Origin of the sequence: Shewanella sp. SM73, assembly GCF_025653795.1 — a bacterium.
Taxonomy (GTDB): domain Bacteria; phylum Pseudomonadota; class Gammaproteobacteria; order Enterobacterales; family Shewanellaceae; genus Shewanella; species Shewanella oncorhynchi.
In genome coordinates this window covers 472,645-488,476 of sequence record NZ_JAKKRY010000002.1, presented here as the reverse complement: position 1 = coordinate 488,476, position 15,832 = coordinate 472,645, and the positions used below count along the sequence as shown (strand labels likewise).

Genomic DNA, 15,832 nt, shown 5'->3' with positions numbered 1-15,832 from the left:
ATCCCATCCCGAACTCAGAAGTGAAACGCAAACGCGCCGATGGTAGTGTGGGGTCTCCCCATGTGAGAGTAGGTCATCGCCAAGCGCCTAATTTAGGTTAACGTGTAGACGTTAACCTAAAGGAGCGGTAGTTCAGTTGGTTAGAATACCGGCCTGTCACGCCGGGGGTCGCGGGTTCGAGTCCCGTCCGCTCCGCCAACATTAAGAGATAAGCCTCATCGAAAGATGAGGCTTTTTTCGTTATGGCGTTGTGGATATTTCGTGTCAGTGACGCACATGCTTCGGGCTCGAAGCATGTGGTTATCGCCATACTCGGCCATCATGCAGACGAAATCCTTACCAGAATATGAATTTTTTGTTTTAAAGCTAAACCTATTCTATTAATTAGCAAAGTTTATCCATTCCCGAAAGCACAACTGAGCCATCTTCTGTGGCTCCTCAAGACATTAATGCTATCGAGCATTACATAACAATATCGCCATACCTATTGAAACAACGATTTGCCAATGTGTGCTGCCTCGGCCATGACTACATCTGCTCTATCGGATTCAATTTGATTCAAACGGTTGCTGTCTGATGGCACTAGGACGTGTTCCTATTGTAGCCCAAAGCCATGCTACTTCATTTTCAAAACGATTGAGGGAAAGGATAGATAAGCGCACAGATGCAGCAAGGTGCGCTTAGGAAGGGGGCTACTGGTTGTGCTCAGAATGTTTGCGATGGAGAACTTCAAGTAGTTCATCTTCGAGTTCGAAGCGTGTTTCCATGTTATGGGCGAGCTCAGATAGGTCTTTATCGAGTTGATATAATACGAAATCGTCTTGTGTTTCCGCATATTTATCGTTGAAATCTAATGCTGCATTCGTGGTTGGCGTGATTTTGGGCAGTACTTGTTGCGCGAGCGTTTTGCTTGATTCGCCATATTCACTGCAGGCATTAACGACTTTATCATAGACCTCGAAATGTCCTTCGGAGACATAGTCAACTAATAAGTCACAGAAAGATTTAACATGTTCGAACGAGGGAAGCGATTTTTCTGATTTACTGTAAGGAGGAAGCCCAGCAATTTGGCAGTAATGCACTAACAGTTTTCGACGGTTTTTTAGCCATTGATCAATAAGCTTATTTGAACCGCCCCACTTCTGTTCTGCTTTTTCGAGTTCTCTCAGCATGATGCATTCCATTTAAGTGCCAGCACATAACTCTAATGTAGGGACAAGTTGCTAATCGATCAACTCTTTTCATGCGAATTTGCGAGAATGACGAAATGGACAAACCAGCTGTTTCATATCGAAAAATGCAAATAAAAAGCCCAACGATAGAAACCTATCGTTGGGCGAGTAAAGTTTATAGCAGGCTCGATGCGACGAGCTTCTTGATTGTTCTTGCTAGCGCAGACTTTTTATACCAAAGGCGGGGAACCGGCGCAACTTTTTTCTGTCTGAGTGTGACTTCGTTACGAATAAATGAGCAGTATGTTAGCTGGCTAACATTTTCCGGTTTATGCGGTCAAATCGACGCCAATGATGGGGAATAGCTCACATAAATTTGCACATAAAGGTTACATTATTCGCGTAAATGCTAAACTACCGACCCAGCGGATCTCAATAAGACTAGGAACCAAGCCCAATGGCAGAATTAAAGAATGATCGTTATTTACGCGCCCTACTAAAAGAGCCTGTCGATGTGACCCCTGTGTGGATGATGCGTCAAGCTGGCCGTTATCTTCCTGAATATAAAGCCACTCGCGCTCAAGCGGGTGACTTCATGTCTTTGTGTAAAAATCATGAGCTTGCCTGTGAAGTCACGCTGCAACCTTTACGTCGTTATGATCTCGATGCGGCGATTTTGTTTTCCGATATCCTAACAGTGCCCGATGCTATGGGTTTAGGTTTGTATTTTGAGGCGGGTGAAGGCCCACGTTTCGAACGCCCAACAGACACTATCGATGCGATCAAAAAGCTCTCAATTCCAGATCCAGAAGATGAGCTGGGTTATGTGATGAAAGCCGTTAGCACTATTCGCCGTGAACTGAATGGTGCAGTGCCGTTAATTGGCTTTTCTGGTTCACCTTGGACCTTAGCTACTTACATGGTTGAAGGTGGTTCGAGCAAAACCTTCGAAAAAATTAAGAAGATGGCTTACGCTGAGCCAATGGCATTACACATGCTGTTAGATAAATTAGCCGATTCAGTGATCTTATACCTGAATGCTCAAGTTGCTAACGGTGCGCAATCTTTGATGATATTTGACTCATGGGGCGGTGCGTTATCGCATTCTGCTTACCGTGAGTTTTCTTTGCGTTATATGCAGAAGATTATTGATGGTCTGACACGCTTTGCCGATGGCCGTAAAGTGCCAGTGACGCTGTTTACTAAAGGCGGTGGTTTGTGGCTAGAAGCGATGGCAGAAACTGGCTGTGATGCACTAGGTTTGGATTGGACGGTAGACATTGCCGATGCCCGTCGTCGTGTAGGCCATAAAGTTGCATTGCAAGGCAACATGGACCCATCCATGTTGTATGCGCCAATTCCACGTATCGAAGAGGAAGTTGGCCATATTCTAGCGGGTTATGGTGAAGGTACTGGCCATGTATTTAACCTAGGCCATGGTATTCATCAGCATGTCGATCCAGAACATGCTGGCGCCTTTATCAAGGCGGTTCATGCACAATCAAAGCAATACCATAAATAATTTTTGGTTTGCGAAACAGGCCCGCTTGCGGGCCTGTTTTATATCCGACATTTGAATTTGATAGCGTTGGAGCTTCTGGCGAAGGTATCTTTATGGATTAGCGTATGCGGTAGTTTCTATCGTCTGCGAGCTTAATGAGTCTTACTTTTAAATAACGACTTAAATACCCTATATTCACATACTGATTATGTGTGAATTATCTTGATAAAAAGTAAAATTCAGAATTGTTTAATTTATAAATTTTATTTTTAAATCAAAGGTATGAAATGGATTTAATTGCATGAAAATGTCTACTTTAGCAACGACTAAAGCGAAGTGATGTTTAATACTATTCGCAAATGAGATATGTTGCATGGCGTAATGAAGGATTATGCAAGGCCGTCAATCAATTTAGTCATAATAAGCCGTGGTAAGAGATGCACATTGGCAAGAAAATAATGGTATTTATTGCGGGCTTTTGTCTCCCTGCGGTGGTAATTGTCTCCTATTGTCTTGGTTATTGGTACGACCATCGCGTCGAGCTACTACGTCAAGATAGTGCTAACCGTGAGCTTGCCAATATCCAGCAGCAGTTTCAAATTGATGTCGATCGCTTAACCTTTCTCACTAATATCTATGCCTTACCTTTGTCTCAATTAGATGAAGACCAACTTAAAAAGCTTGAATCCTCGTGGCGCGATAGCTCAATGTCAGCCAATCTGAGTTGGTATATTCTACGGCAGGGTGAATTGCACCCTTTTTTCCCCAATGAACGTCCCTTTGAGAATGATAGGTTACGAGAAATCGCCAATGCTATTGTCAGTGCCGATAAGCCCAGTGTTGCTGGCGCTTATTTGATGGGCAAGTATGCTTATGTCGTTACTTCCGTGGCTTCTGCGCCCAATGAATCTGTGCTGCTGGTACGCCAACTGACTGATAAAGACTTACTGGAATATGCTCAGGCCTTATTGGTGACTAAGGTGAGCATGAGCCATTCTCGCGAAGTTACGCCAACAGTTGATGGTGTGCACAGTGACGCGATTAACATTCCAAGTCTGTTAAAAGATAAGCCTGTCTACCTGCAAGTGCTGTTTTCCGATGGTCCCTTTAGAGAGGTTAAATTTCAACTTGATTGGGTATCGCTCGGATTTATTCTCTTTGGTGTGTTTATTGTTGGTCTTGGTTATATTTGGCTGCGTTCGGGCTTACTCAAACCTTTTAAAAATCTGATGCATCAATTGGCGCTGGTCGATCCTATGTCCAGTGTATATCAACCCGTTACAAGCGAGGGTAATGAAGAATTAGAAGTGCTCGCCAGCCGTGTTAATAGCTTGCTGGCCAGAATTTATCAGCAAAAAGAACGCGCGAAAATCACCTTAGAATCCATTGCTGAAGCGGTGATTTTGACCGATGTCGATGCCAACGTGATTTATATGAATCCGCGGGCCGAGTTGCTTCTCGATGTTGCTAGTTGCTATGCCATAGGTCAGAGCCTTGCGAGTCTGTTAAAGGCTGGGGAGCAGTTGAATCAGGCGGTTTTTACCTGCATTCGTCTCGAAGAATCAGCACCGCAGGTCGAGAAAATCAAGCTATTAACTGCTTCGCCTCGGATTATGGAGCGCAGTATCAGCAATCTGCGCAATCACGATAAAGAAATTGTTGGTACTGTCGTGGTATTGCGGGATATCACTCAAGAAGAGTTGCTTAAACACCAGCTACAAAAAAGGGCAAATTTCGATAGCATTACAGGGCTGCTAAACCGTCAGGCATTTGATGAGCAGTTACCCCAATTTGCCGCCTCAGCCAAAACTATCGCCGTTTGTTATCTCGATTTGGAGCAATTCAAGTTGATTAACGACAGCTGTGGCCATACTGCAGGCGATCGTATGCTTGCTATGGTGGCTAAGGCAATGCAGGCTTGTCTTGGGCCACAGGAGCTATTGGCGCGCCTTGGTGGCGATGAGTTTGGTTTAGTGATTTGTAATCGTAGTGCCTTATCTGTGGCGCAATTACTGAAGCAAATGATCGCGCAAGTCTCCATGCAAGTGTTGAACGATAAAAACTGTAATTATAAAGTTGGCCTCAGCATAGGTGTTGCCTTTGGCCGAGCCCCCTATATCGATGCACAAGAGTTATTAAAAGACGCTGATATCGCCTGCATTGCCGCTAAAGCTAAGGGCGCCAATCAAATTCATTTTTACGATGATAAAGATAAAGAACTCACCTACCAAAGAAATGCGCCTAAGTGGGCGGTACGTATCGCGCAAGCGATTGAAGAAAACGAGTTGATTCTGTATTACCAACCGATCCGCGGACTAGGCAGTGGTCCGCAGCGACAACGAATGGAAATTCTGTTACGAATTCAAGAGCCCTGTGGCCGCATTTTGGCGCCTGCGCAGTTTATAGCCGCCGCTGAACGTTTTAAGTTGATGCCAGATATCGATAAAGAAGTCATCCGCAAAGCTTTTTTATGGTTGTCTTTGAACCCCGTGCTTTGGCCTGATCATTGTATTTCGATCAACCTTTCGGGCAATAGTTTAGGTGCCGAAGGTATGGTGGAATATATCGCCCAGCAGCAACACATTTTTGATATTCCAAGCCAATGTATTTGTTTTGAAATTACTGAAACCACCGCGATCCAAAATCGCAATCGTGGTATGGAAATGTTGAAGCAGTTACGTAAACTCGGTTTCTCATTTGCACTGGATGATTTTGGCAGTGGTTTTGCCTCTTATGGTTATCTGCGTGAGCTGCCCGTGGATTATGTCAAAATCGACGGCTGTTTTATTAAGAATCTCGCCGTGAATGCTAAAGACTACGCCATCGTTAAATCGATTCAGGATGTTTGTCGGGTTATGGGAATCGAGACTGTTGCTGAATTTGTTGAGAATCAGGATATTATTGACAGATTGTTGAGCATAGGCATTAACTATGCGCAAGGTTATGCGATAGGGCGCCCGCAACCCTTAGCTAATTATCGTGAGCAATATGAGATGAGGCTTGCACAACGCGCGTGAAGGATTGCGCTTTTAGCGTGATTATGCCAATTTAGCAAAAGGCGTAATTAACATAGCGATAACAAAGGAATGACTATGGATGGACTCACTGGCAAGGTCGTGATCATCACGGGTGCCTCAGAAGGTATTGGTCGGGCGCTCGCAGTGGCAATGGCGCGAATGGGCTGCCAACTGGTGCTCAGTGCGCGTAATGAAACACGCCTCGCCTCACTCGCTTTAGAAATCGCTAATTATGGTCCGCCTCCTTTTGTATTTGCCGCCGATGTCTCCAGTCCTGAACAGTGTGAAGCCTTAGTTGAAGCTGCAGTTGCGCATTATGGCCATCTCGATATTTTGATTAATAATGCAGGCATGACTATGTGGTCACGTTTTGATGAACTGACTCAGCTCTCAGTGCTTGAAGACATAATGCGGGTGAATTATCTTGGTCCTGCGTATTTAACCCATGCCGCGTTACCGCACTTGAAAGCCAGTAAAGGCCAAGTGGTGGTTGTGGCGTCAGTCGCTGGATTAACGGGCGTTCCTACTCGCAGCGGTTATGCTGCATCTAAACATGCTGTGATTGGTTTTTTCGATTCTTTGCGGATTGAATTAGTGGATGATAATGTGGCCGTAACTGTTATTTGCCCCGATTTTGTAGTGTCACAAATTCACAAACGTGCCCTCGATGGTGCAGGTCATCCTTTAGGTAAATCTCCGATGCAGGAAGCTAAGATACTGACGGCTGAGCAATGCGCTAATATGATGTTGCCAGTGATTGCAACTCGAGGCCGTCAACTGATTACTTCACTTCGCGGTCGTTTGGGGCGTTGGCTTAAGCTGATCGCGCCAGGCTTAATCGACAAAATTGCCCGCAGGGCGATCGCCTCCGGGCACTAAAGTCTTTGCCACTACAAGCTATTTGCCACTCTTATTGAGATGCTTAATGATGGATTGTTCAGCTTCACTTTGAGTCGCTTTGTCCCCATCGATATCGATAGTCACAGTCGCGTTATGGCCCGTCATATCCTCTGCAATATGAAACCAATCTGGATGCCAGTAAAAGCTGGCTCCTTCTAGGGTTTGCCAGTTATGCACGCCTGATTTTTCACCTTGATAAATAAGATCTTTTATCGAATAACCCATATATTTACCCCATTAATTTCATGATTGTTAAAAATATAAGAAGCTAGATGGTGCACGTCATCTGAACCTAGGTATGTGCTTTACATCACATTTTCAGGCAAACATAAACCCCGCCAGAGCGAGGTTTATGATCTTAGCGAGATTAAGGTTTAGCACACTTATGGTTTGGTGCACTGGGTTGGCGAACCCACGCCTTTCCACTGTGTAGTGCCATCAGTGAGTGACAGGGGCACAAAGGTCAAACCTTGGCTCATATTGGCGGGTGGCAAGTCGGTTTCTAACTCATACATGCCCATGGGGATAGCCCCTGATGTGGCATTGGCGGCAGTTTGCGAGGCCGCAAGGCTTGAGTAGTGTAGGCCTAACATATCGAAATGGCTGCGCCAATCTTTGCCTGTGAGTTTACTCAAAGACACTAGCATAAAGTCGTTGCCCGGAATATCTTTCACCGTTTTGCCACCGTAGACACTATTGCCTTCAAACGAAAATTGGCCAAAGCCCAGTTTGCTACGATTCGCTTCCCAATCACTGGCGTTATTCGCATATTTACCGAAAATACGACTGTGTTGATACAGCAAGGTAAAGAGATTAAAGCCATTGTTCAGAGTGGTGCCGTCACTGAGTGTCATGCCGTGAGCCTTAAGCGCCATTTGGATGTAAAACGCCATGCGATAACCGTTATGGACAGCATAAGCATTGCTGGCCCAAGGCGCAGTGTATCTGTCTTCACCAGCATCGAGCACCTTACAATTGGCGCCAAACACTACGCGTTTACCACTGGTGTTTGTTGTACCTGCGGCATCGGACATAAACACATAAAAGAGATCCTTGTGGTTCATGTGACCATCGGTCACTGTGCCTGTATTGCCGTCGCGCAGATAATGGGTTTTCCACTTCACCACATAGGGGAAGATATTGTTGGAGTTTTCCCCTGCGCGGCTGCCATAACCTGCCCAGTTATCATGATCACTTGCCGCAGCATATTGCACATTGAGACGGTTAGTTTGCAGATTGTGGCCTAACTCATGGTTATCACCCCAACCCGTTGGGTCGATATTCCATGCTGCGTCCCAAGGGTTACCGCTACAACCTCCACCGCACTGGGCATTTTGGTCATAATTCGCGTGTTGAATGATAGTGCGGGTATGCAGACTATTATCGATACAGTCGTCGCCAAACAGTCCTTTGCAGGCCGCTAGTACATCGGCAGGTAAGGATTCACTTAAGCTCTTGCCTTGGATCTTAAGCCCCGCAAGGGTGTAAACGCTGTTGATATGGTCATCGACAATACTTTTGAGTAGCGCGTTTACATCGGGTACATCCCCGCCGATGGCGTTTAAAAAGCGGTCGCGACGCAGATGCTGCTCGGCACCATCGGTGCGCAAGTCCACATGGGGTAATTCGGTATTTTGGATGCGATCGTTAAAGGTTGCTATTTCTGCAGGGTTTGAAAAATCCATAATGGTCGGATGTTTAGCCACATGCTCAGCGCTGACTTCGACACTTAACGCGCCGCCATCAGTACTCGAAGTATCACCACTGATATACAGATAAATTGGCCCGCCGTAGGGGGAAGAAAATTCAAGACTTTGTCCTTGAGCTAAGCGCAGGCGTTGCTGCGCCAACTCCAATGGACCGCGGTAGATTTTCTGCTCATAGGCACGGTTGGTATTGCGTCTGTGGTAGTTGAGTTTGATCTCCACATTTGCAGCGCTGCTATCGAGACGAGTCAGTTTAATGGTTTGTCCTGGCAGCGCATACCAGCCTGTGGTCGTCCATTGGCCTGCATAGGGTACGCTAATGGTTTTATGTTCTGTGACAGTCGCAGGATAAGTGTAGTGCGCATTGCTGCCCTTGCTGAGGTTAGCTCTGTCGGTAACATATTCACCTAAATCTGGCTGGGCTAAGTTATGGACGCGGGCATAGCTGACAGTCCAATCGGCAAACAGGGCCTGCTGCCACTGGGCGTATTCGCTGTAGGCTATGGGGTAGTCAATCTCGCTGCGATACTTATCGGCGAGCAGCAGTCCGGCCTTCATCAAGGGGAAGTCTGCTTTGGTAAACACATCGATAGCATGGTTATCTAAGGTTTCAGCATTGGCTCGATACCAATCGGCACCCGCCTTGAATGAGTCAACAAAGGCGGCAGCATTACAGCTCAAGTAATTACCGCCGCAGTCGTTGAGTACTGAGGTGTCGAAGCGCCCTTCGTTAAGCTTACCGAGCAAATTATTCACCTTGGCCAGGGCGGTGTCTTCGACCAAAATATCGGTCACACTGAGGTTATTGGCATTGAGTTTTGACCAGTAATTGCCAGAGGTAGAAAGCCCCATCTCAAGGTAAAGTGGCGACAGTATTGGGCTTTCATTACGCCAGTAGTTAGAGAGCAACAAGGGAATTCCTGCCGCTTTGGCCTTGGCGATCGCGGCTTTTATGCCTGCAAAACCGAGTGACTGACGGTCTAAGTCACTAATGATAATCAGATCCGGTTTCAGTGTGTTGATACAGTTGCTTAACTCGCTGTAGTCACAGGTATTTGCTGTATTAATGCTATGGGCTGCGGGGTAGTTGTTTGTAAGCCAAGTGCGGATCCCTTCATTATGGGGAAAGTACCAACTGTCAACCTTGCTCGGCATTTGGGCGGTCACTATGCTGAGGCCGTCTTTTTTATCGGCACCTTTGGTCAGCCAGCCTAAAAGATTTTTCAATAAAGTATCAGTTTGCGCCGAAGTGTTGACAGAAAATAGATTTCCTCCCATGGCCGCATATCTTTGCCCCTGTTGCTCGCCCGCCATCACTAACCCACGAACGGCGCTTTCCCCACTGCCATCGACATTTGATGGCAAGACTGTAAAAGTGTTCTCCGGCATAAAGCTCGAAAAGGTAATTGAGTCATGGGTTGGATGCCAAGAGATGCTGCTACCGACACCTTGATATAGCTGATTTATCTGGGCTTTACGTTTGATGTCGATATTAGCGAGTTCGGCGATGCTGAAATCAATTAACTCACTCGCATTGGCAAGCCTGTGGTCTTGGTGCTTAATGGCATTTTCGGCATTACTGATAAATGTCGGCGTGATAGTGCAATCGGCCGTCATGGCCGCAGTGGTGTAAGTCAGCACATTGAGTGTGCCACCACAGCCAGTAATGCCCTCAAGTGTAAAGCCGGTATCGGCTGTAATGCTAAAAATAGCGCTTTTGCCAGACTCCACTTTTTGGCTGCTTGGACTCAGTGCGCCACCTATTACCGATAGGCTGCTGGCGGTGTATTGCACCAGCGCGGGAGGTTGGACTGGCGGCTGAGTGGGTGTTGTCGTGCCAGTATCTTCTGAGCCGCCACCGCATCCGCTAAGCAGTATGGCAATGTAGGCATAAAGTAGTCTAATCCTCATGGGAGTCCTTGAACCTTGTGTATTTAACATTTGGTTGACATTGTATCTTGTTGCTCCTGTTTTCAATAGAATTAATTATATAATTTTATTGAAAATCATGATGTTATATTTGACGCTTGTCAAAAAACAGGCACAAAAAAACCGGCTTCTTGCCGGTTTTTTAATAGAGATATTAATTAATCTTGCTGTTCACGTGCGATTGCGCGATAACCAATATCGGTACGGAAATACACATCATCCCAGTGAATTTCATCAACCAATTTATAGGCGGCTTTTTGCGCTTCGGTGACTGTGTTACCCAGTGCCGTCGCACACAATACGCGACCGCCGTTGGTAACGACGTGGCCGTTTTTCATCTCAGTGCCCGCATGGAACACTTTGCCATTGTTATCGCCAAGGCTGAGACCGTCAATCACATCAAATTTGCGATACTCATCTGGGTAACCGCCAGCGGCCAATACCACGCCCACGGCTGCGCGCTCGTCGTATTCAGCTGTCACTTTATCTAACTCGCCACGGGTGGCGGCTAAACAAAGTTCCACTAAGTCAGACTTTAAACGCATCATAATCGGCTGAGTTTCTGGATCGCCGAAGCGGCAGTTGTACTCGAGTACTTTGGCGCTGCCATCGGGCGATATCATCAAACCCGCATACAGGAAGCCTGTGTAGATATTGCCTTCTGCCGCCATACCATCAACCGTTGGGCGAATGACGTTCGCCACAGTCCAATCGTGTACCGCTTGAGTCACCACAGGTGCTGGCGAGTAAGCGCCCATGCCGCCCGTGTTTGGGCCGTAATCGCCGTTATCACGGGCTTTATGATCTTGGCTGGTGGCCATTGGCAGAATGTTTTTACCATCGACCATCACGATAAAGCTGGCTTCTTCGCCCTTGAGAAACTCTTCAATCACTACGCGCGAACCCGCCTCGCCAAACTTGTTACCGGCGAGCATGTCATCAATTGCGGCATCGGCTTCGGCTTGGTTTTGGGCGATGATCACGCCTTTGCCCGCGGCTAAACCGTCAGCTTTGATGACCACTGGATAACCTGTTGTGGCCGTTAATTCACGCACGAAAGCTTTGGCATCGCTGATTTCAGTGCAGTTTTTATAACCCGCCGTAGGAATATTGTGGCGGGCTAAAAAGTCTTTAGTGAAGGCTTTTGAACCTTCGAGTTGGGCTGCGGCCTTAGTTGGGCCAAAAATCGCTAAACCTGCGGCGTTGAAGGCATCGACGACACCGATAACGAGTGGTGCTTCTGGGCCGACTATGGTCAGTTCAATCTTATTGGTTTTCGCAAAATCGAGCAGAGCAGGGATGTCGGTGGCGCTGATCGCCAGATTTTCAACATTAGGTTCTAGGGCTGTGCCCGCATTGCCGGGTGCTACATAAACGGTATCAACTTGAGCCGATTGAGCGGCTTTCCAAGCTAGGGCATGTTCGCGGCCGCCACCACCAATGATTAACACTTTCATGGTTAAAACTCCCATACATCGCAAAGGAAAAGGCCCTAATCGCTAGGGCCAAGTTTGATTTAAGTTGTTATCAATGACGGAAGTGGCGCATGCCTGTCATCACCATGGCCATGCCGTGCTCGTCTGCAGCAGCGATGATTTCAGCATCGCGCATTGAGCCGCCCGGTTGGATGATACAGCTAATGCCCGCAGCCGCTGCGGCATCGATACCGTCACGGAAGGGGAAGAAAGCATCGGACGCCATCACAGAGTTCACCACTTCTAAGCCTTCATCTGCGGCCTTGATGCCGGCGATTTTAGCGCTGTAAACGCGGCTCATTTGGCCAGCGCCGACACCGATAGTCATGCCGTCTTTGGCATAAACGATGGCGTTAGATTTAACGAACTTCGCCACTTTCCAGCAGAACATTAAGTCTTTCAGTTCGCTTGCAGTCGGTTGACGTTTAGAAACCACTTTGATGTCTTCTAAACCGACCATGCCTTGGTCGCGATCTTGTACCAGCAAGCCGCCGTTAACACGTTTGTAGTCTAAGGTTTGGGTCTTAGTATTCCATTGACCACATTCTAATAAACGTACGTTGGTCTTTTTCGCAACCACATCGCGCGCCGCTTGGCTAACGCTTGGGGCGATAATCACTTCAACGAATTGACGCTCAACGATCGCACTCGCCGTCGCAGCATCTAATTCGCCGTTGAAGGCGATAATGCCACCGAAGGCTGAGGTTGGGTCAGTTTGATAAGCGCGGTTATAGGCATCGAGTAAGTCTTTACCTAAGGCCACACCACAGGGGTTAGCGTGTTTAACGATAACACAGGCGGGTTCCAAGAATTCTTTTACGCACTCAAGGGCGGCATCGGTATCGGCAATATTGTTGTAAGACAAGGCTTTGCCTTGCAACTGAATCGCGGTAGCCACAGAAGCTTCATCAATTTTAGTGTCAACATAGAAAGCCGCTGCTTGATGGCTGTTTTCGCCATAGCGTAAGTCTTGTTTCTTCACTAATTGGGTGTTGAACGTGCGTGGGAACTTAGAATCAGCAAAGCATTCGTCCGTGCTGTGTGCAGGAACCATAGTACCGAAGTAGTTGGCGATCATGCCATCGTAACCCGCAGTGTGCTCAAAGGCCGCAATCGCTAAATCGAAACGCGTCGCATGGGTCGTGCAGCCATTGTTAGCCGTCATTTCTGCAAGTACGCGATCGTAATCGGCCGCATTCACCACGATAGTCACATCTTTATGGTTTTTCGCCGCAGCGCGCACCATAGTTGGACCTCCAATATCGATATTTTCGATAGCGTCTTCTAAGGTACAACCAGCTTTAGCCACAGTTTCAGCGAAGGGATAAAGGTTAACCGCAACCAGATCGATGGCATTGATATTGTTGTCGGCCATCACGCTTTCATCAAGACCGCGGCGCGCTAAAATGCCGCCGTGCACTTTAGGGTGCAGCGTCTTAACGCGACCGTCCATGATCTCAGGGTGTCCTGTGTAATCAGATACTTCGATAACAGGCACGCCGTTATCCGCTAACAGGCGAGCGGTGCCGCCAGTTGATAACAGTTCCACACCTTGGGCGTGAAGTGCTTTGGCGAACTCGAGAATTCCGGTTTTATCTGAAACGCTTAACAGCGCGCGACGAATGGGTCTGGCATTATTTGCAGCAGTCATTTGGGTACAGGGTCCAGTTATTTTAGTTTCAAGGATCTTTCGGAAAACAGAACAGCCTTAACGTTGTACTGCTTTCCAAAAGTCCCTTGGTCCTATTTTTACTTTATTAGCTAACTTTTTATCCCTTCGTCACAGCGCGCGTATTCTAGCGTAAAACTCGATTTACGGGTGTTTTTTCTGCGTGATTTCACAATATTCATATCAGAACAAAGCGGCATTGCCGTGTTGGCTTTCAGTAAAGTTAAAATTACCTCTTGACCTTGGAGTAGGCTCCAAGGTTTATACTTGCATTATTGAGTTGTATGCTGGAAATGATCCCTGAGTTGTGGGCTATTTCGCAAAGGATGAAGACATGTATCGTATTGGTGAATTGGCGGATTTATGTGAGGTGAAAGCCGACACGTTAAGATTCTACGAGAAGCACGGTCTACTCGCGCCGTCGAGCCGTACTGAGTCTGGCTATCGAGTATATACCGAGGCCGATGCTGCGCGATTACGCTTTATTTTACGGGCGAAAGCTGTGGGTTTTACCCTCAATGAAATCAGTGAATTGCTGTCAATTGAACTCGATAAATCTAACCGAGTCTGTGCCGATGTAAAAGGTATGGTTGATTGTAAATTGGCTCAAGTACAGGCCAAAATTGCTGAGCTGAATCATTTTCAAGCGAGTTTACAAAGCTTGTCTGATGCTTGCTGTGGTGGGCCACGTAGCGCCGAACATTGCTCTATTTTAGAGGCGTTGGAGTCCAGCACTGAGCGGGTACGCGTTGAGCATCACTCTCATAATGTAAATCAGTACCAAGCACAGAATAATCACGGCAAAGCCATTTATGAAGAGTCAGGGAATTAATTATGTTACTGAAGAATTTTATTGATCTGTTTTTAGACTCGGCGCCTTGGTTGTTACTGGGCCTGATTTTAGCTGGGCTATTAAAAGTATTCGTGCCAATGGCGTGGATGCAAAAGCAGCTCGGTGGTCACGGTTTTAAAACCGTAGTGAAAGCGGCGCTGCTTGGCGCACCTTTACCTTTGTGTTCTTGTGGCGTTATTCCCGCAGCAGTTGGGCTGCGTCGTTCTGGTGCATCTAAAGCAGCCACCACCTCCTTTTTAGTCTCAACCCCTGAAACGGGCGTCGATTCCATCGCGGTTTCTTATGTGTTACTTGGTCCTTTTATGGCAATCATTAGACCGATTGCGGCCATTACCAGTGCGATAGTGGCGGGCTTACTCGTTGGTCGCGATGATGACGATGGCAAGTCAGTGGTTAAGGTAGAAACTCAATCAGATAAGCCATTAGAGGGTGAGGCGTCAGTGGCGTCTTGCTGCGCCTCAAAATCAGTGGCTCAGCCAGAGATGGTAAAAGCCGAAGCGGTTAAAAGCTGCTGCTCATCGACTACGCCTACGATAACGCCCGTAAAGTCTTCCTGCTGTGGTAATGACAGTGTTGATGCACCTGCAGCCGAGCCAAAGCCGAAGATCAAAATGACGCCTATGGCGGCGCCGAGCTTAATGGCGGGTCCTTCAAGTGTTATGGCTGTTGGCGGTCAAACCATGGGATCTGCTCAAACTATGGGTTCTGTGGTCAAGGTTAACGCTGCTAAAGCAGAAAGCGTGGGGTCATGTTGTGGCAGCCAAACCACAGAGCCTGAAAAAATAGTGGTGGTGAAAAAAGGCGCTTGCTGTGGTGGCAGTGCTAACACTGCAGGCGATAGCTGCTGTGCGTCTACTCAAGATATGGCGACTGAGTTTAAGTCGCAATCGGTACTCAGTCGTATCGGAATTGGCCTTAAATATGCGGCAACGGATTTAGTGCGTGATACTACGCTGTGGCTGCTGGTGGGCTTATTTTTCGCAGCTCTGGTACAAACCTATGTGCCGGCTGACTTTTTGGCTAAATGGGGCGATGGCATTTTAGCTATGCTAGTGATGGTGCTCGTTTCTGTGCCTATGTATATTTGCGCGACCGCATCGACACCGATTGCCGCTGGATTATTACTGGCGGGAGTGTCACCGGGTGCTGTACTCGTGTTTATGATGGCTGGTCCGGCAACCAATATCGCGACTTTAGGCATAGTGGCTAAAGAGCTAGGTAAACGTGCGCTGTGGGGCTATCTTGGCGGTGTGATTGGCGTGGCCTTAGTGGCCGGTATGTTGGTCAATTATCTGGTTAATACCTTTGGTTTTGTGGTGATGCCACAAATTGGTGAAGAGCACCAAATGTTACCTCAATGGTTAGTGGCAAGCTCGGGCATATTGCTGGCATTACTCATGGCAAAAGTGGTTTTTGAGAAGATCCCAAGAAGCTGGGTTCGCCGCAACGATTGTTGCTCTTAATCGGTTCATATTCAGCTAAATTATCGCGTAAATAAACATCCCAGTGTTGTTGCTAACACTGGGATTTTTTATGGGATTGATTTGCAAACCTATCAGTATTTGTTTACTTTTTTATCGTCGATAAACGTAGGCGGCCTGTCGGCTTCA

At 47.2% G+C, this 15,832-nt stretch carries 10 protein-coding genes, 1 tRNA gene and 1 rRNA gene; 7 read left to right on the top strand and 5 right to left on the bottom strand.

Features of this window, described 5'->3' with window-relative positions:
- Window positions 1-85 (top strand): 5S ribosomal RNA (rrf, locus tag L5M51_RS05330); the annotation flags it as partial.
- A 36-nt stretch (window positions 86-121) separates the two neighbouring features.
- Window positions 122-198, top strand: a tRNA-Asp gene (locus tag L5M51_RS05325).
- Window positions 199-692: 494 nt separating this feature from the next.
- On the opposite strand, the gene rsd is transcribed toward L5M51_RS05325, so the two are convergent.
- Complete coding sequence (rsd, locus tag L5M51_RS05320; protein WP_113941703.1) at window positions 693-1,172, bottom strand: sigma D regulator; 480 nt, start codon at window positions 1,170-1,172, stop codon at window positions 693-695.
- A gap of 457 nt (window positions 1,173-1,629) precedes the next feature.
- Between rsd and hemE the strand changes: the two genes are divergently transcribed.
- From hemE to L5M51_RS05305, 3 genes are all read left to right on the top strand, one after another.
- A complete protein-coding gene (hemE, locus tag L5M51_RS05315; protein ID WP_006079904.1) occupies window positions 1,630-2,694 on the top strand; it encodes a uroporphyrinogen decarboxylase in 1,065 nt (354 codons plus the stop codon).
- 416 nt (window positions 2,695-3,110) lie between these two features.
- Window positions 3,111-5,690, top strand: coding sequence for a putative bifunctional diguanylate cyclase/phosphodiesterase (locus L5M51_RS05310; RefSeq protein ID WP_263171892.1), 2,580 nt, complete (start codon window positions 3,111-3,113; stop codon window positions 5,688-5,690).
- A 75-nt stretch (window positions 5,691-5,765) separates the two neighbouring features.
- Window positions 5,766-6,569 (top strand): SDR family oxidoreductase, encoded by an 804-nt coding sequence (locus tag L5M51_RS05305; RefSeq protein WP_168827793.1) that lies wholly within the window; start codon window positions 5,766-5,768, stop codon window positions 6,567-6,569.
- An 18-nt stretch (window positions 6,570-6,587) separates the two neighbouring features.
- Here L5M51_RS05305 and L5M51_RS05300 read toward each other — a convergent pair whose 3' ends face one another.
- The 4 genes from L5M51_RS05300 to purH all read right to left on the bottom strand — a co-directional run bounded on the left by L5M51_RS05300 (window position 6,588) and on the right by purH (window position 13,351).
- Complete coding sequence (locus tag L5M51_RS05300) at window positions 6,588-6,815, bottom strand: hypothetical protein (protein ID WP_105250390.1); 228 nt, start codon at window positions 6,813-6,815, stop codon at window positions 6,588-6,590.
- 158 nt (window positions 6,816-6,973) lie between these two features.
- The gene (locus L5M51_RS05295; RefSeq protein ID WP_263171891.1) at window positions 6,974-10,207 is read right to left on the bottom strand and encodes an ImpA family metalloprotease; all 3,234 of its coding nucleotides are present in this window, start codon (window positions 10,205-10,207) and stop codon (window positions 6,974-6,976) included.
- A gap of 176 nt (window positions 10,208-10,383) precedes the next feature.
- Complete coding sequence (purD, locus tag L5M51_RS05290; RefSeq protein WP_198572017.1) at window positions 10,384-11,682, bottom strand: phosphoribosylamine--glycine ligase; 1,299 nt, start codon at window positions 11,680-11,682, stop codon at window positions 10,384-10,386.
- Between the two features lie 70 nt (window positions 11,683-11,752).
- The gene (gene purH, locus L5M51_RS05285) at window positions 11,753-13,351 is read right to left on the bottom strand and encodes a bifunctional phosphoribosylaminoimidazolecarboxamide formyltransferase/IMP cyclohydrolase (protein ID WP_212599573.1); all 1,599 of its coding nucleotides are present in this window, start codon (window positions 13,349-13,351) and stop codon (window positions 11,753-11,755) included.
- A 352-nt stretch (window positions 13,352-13,703) separates the two neighbouring features.
- On the opposite strand from purH, the gene zntR reads away from it, so the two are divergent.
- Window positions 13,704-14,201 (top strand): Zn(2+)-responsive transcriptional regulator, encoded by a 498-nt coding sequence (gene zntR / locus L5M51_RS05280; protein ID WP_263171890.1) that lies wholly within the window; start codon window positions 13,704-13,706, stop codon window positions 14,199-14,201.
- Between the two features lie 2 nt (window positions 14,202-14,203).
- Complete coding sequence (locus L5M51_RS05275; protein WP_263171889.1) at window positions 14,204-15,685, top strand: SO_0444 family Cu/Zn efflux transporter; 1,482 nt, start codon at window positions 14,204-14,206, stop codon at window positions 15,683-15,685.
- Window positions 15,686-15,832 lie beyond the last annotated feature (147 nt).

Coding starts and splice junctions, on each gene's coding strand:
- rsd (WP_113941703.1), bottom strand. CDS start 1,172: ATGCTGAGAGAACTCGAAAAAGCAGAACAGAAGTGGGGCGGTTCAAAT.
- hemE (WP_006079904.1), top strand. CDS start 1,630: ATGGCAGAATTAAAGAATGATCGTTATTTACGCGCCCTACTAAAAGAG.
- L5M51_RS05310 (WP_263171892.1), top strand. CDS start 3,111: ATGCACATTGGCAAGAAAATAATGGTATTTATTGCGGGCTTTTGTCTC.
- L5M51_RS05305 (WP_168827793.1), top strand. CDS start 5,766: ATGGATGGACTCACTGGCAAGGTCGTGATCATCACGGGTGCCTCAGAA.
- L5M51_RS05300 (WP_105250390.1), bottom strand. CDS start 6,815: ATGGGTTATTCGATAAAAGATCTTATTTATCAAGGTGAAAAATCAGGC.
- L5M51_RS05295 (WP_263171891.1), bottom strand. CDS start 10,207: ATGAGGATTAGACTACTTTATGCCTACATTGCCATACTGCTTAGCGGA.
- purD (WP_198572017.1), bottom strand. CDS start 11,682: ATGAAAGTGTTAATCATTGGTGGTGGCGGCCGCGAACATGCCCTAGCT.
- purH (WP_212599573.1), bottom strand. CDS start 13,351: ATGACTGCTGCAAATAATGCCAGACCCATTCGTCGCGCGCTGTTAAGC.
- zntR (WP_263171890.1), top strand. CDS start 13,704: ATGTATCGTATTGGTGAATTGGCGGATTTATGTGAGGTGAAAGCCGAC.
- L5M51_RS05275 (WP_263171889.1), top strand. CDS start 14,204: ATGTTACTGAAGAATTTTATTGATCTGTTTTTAGACTCGGCGCCTTGG.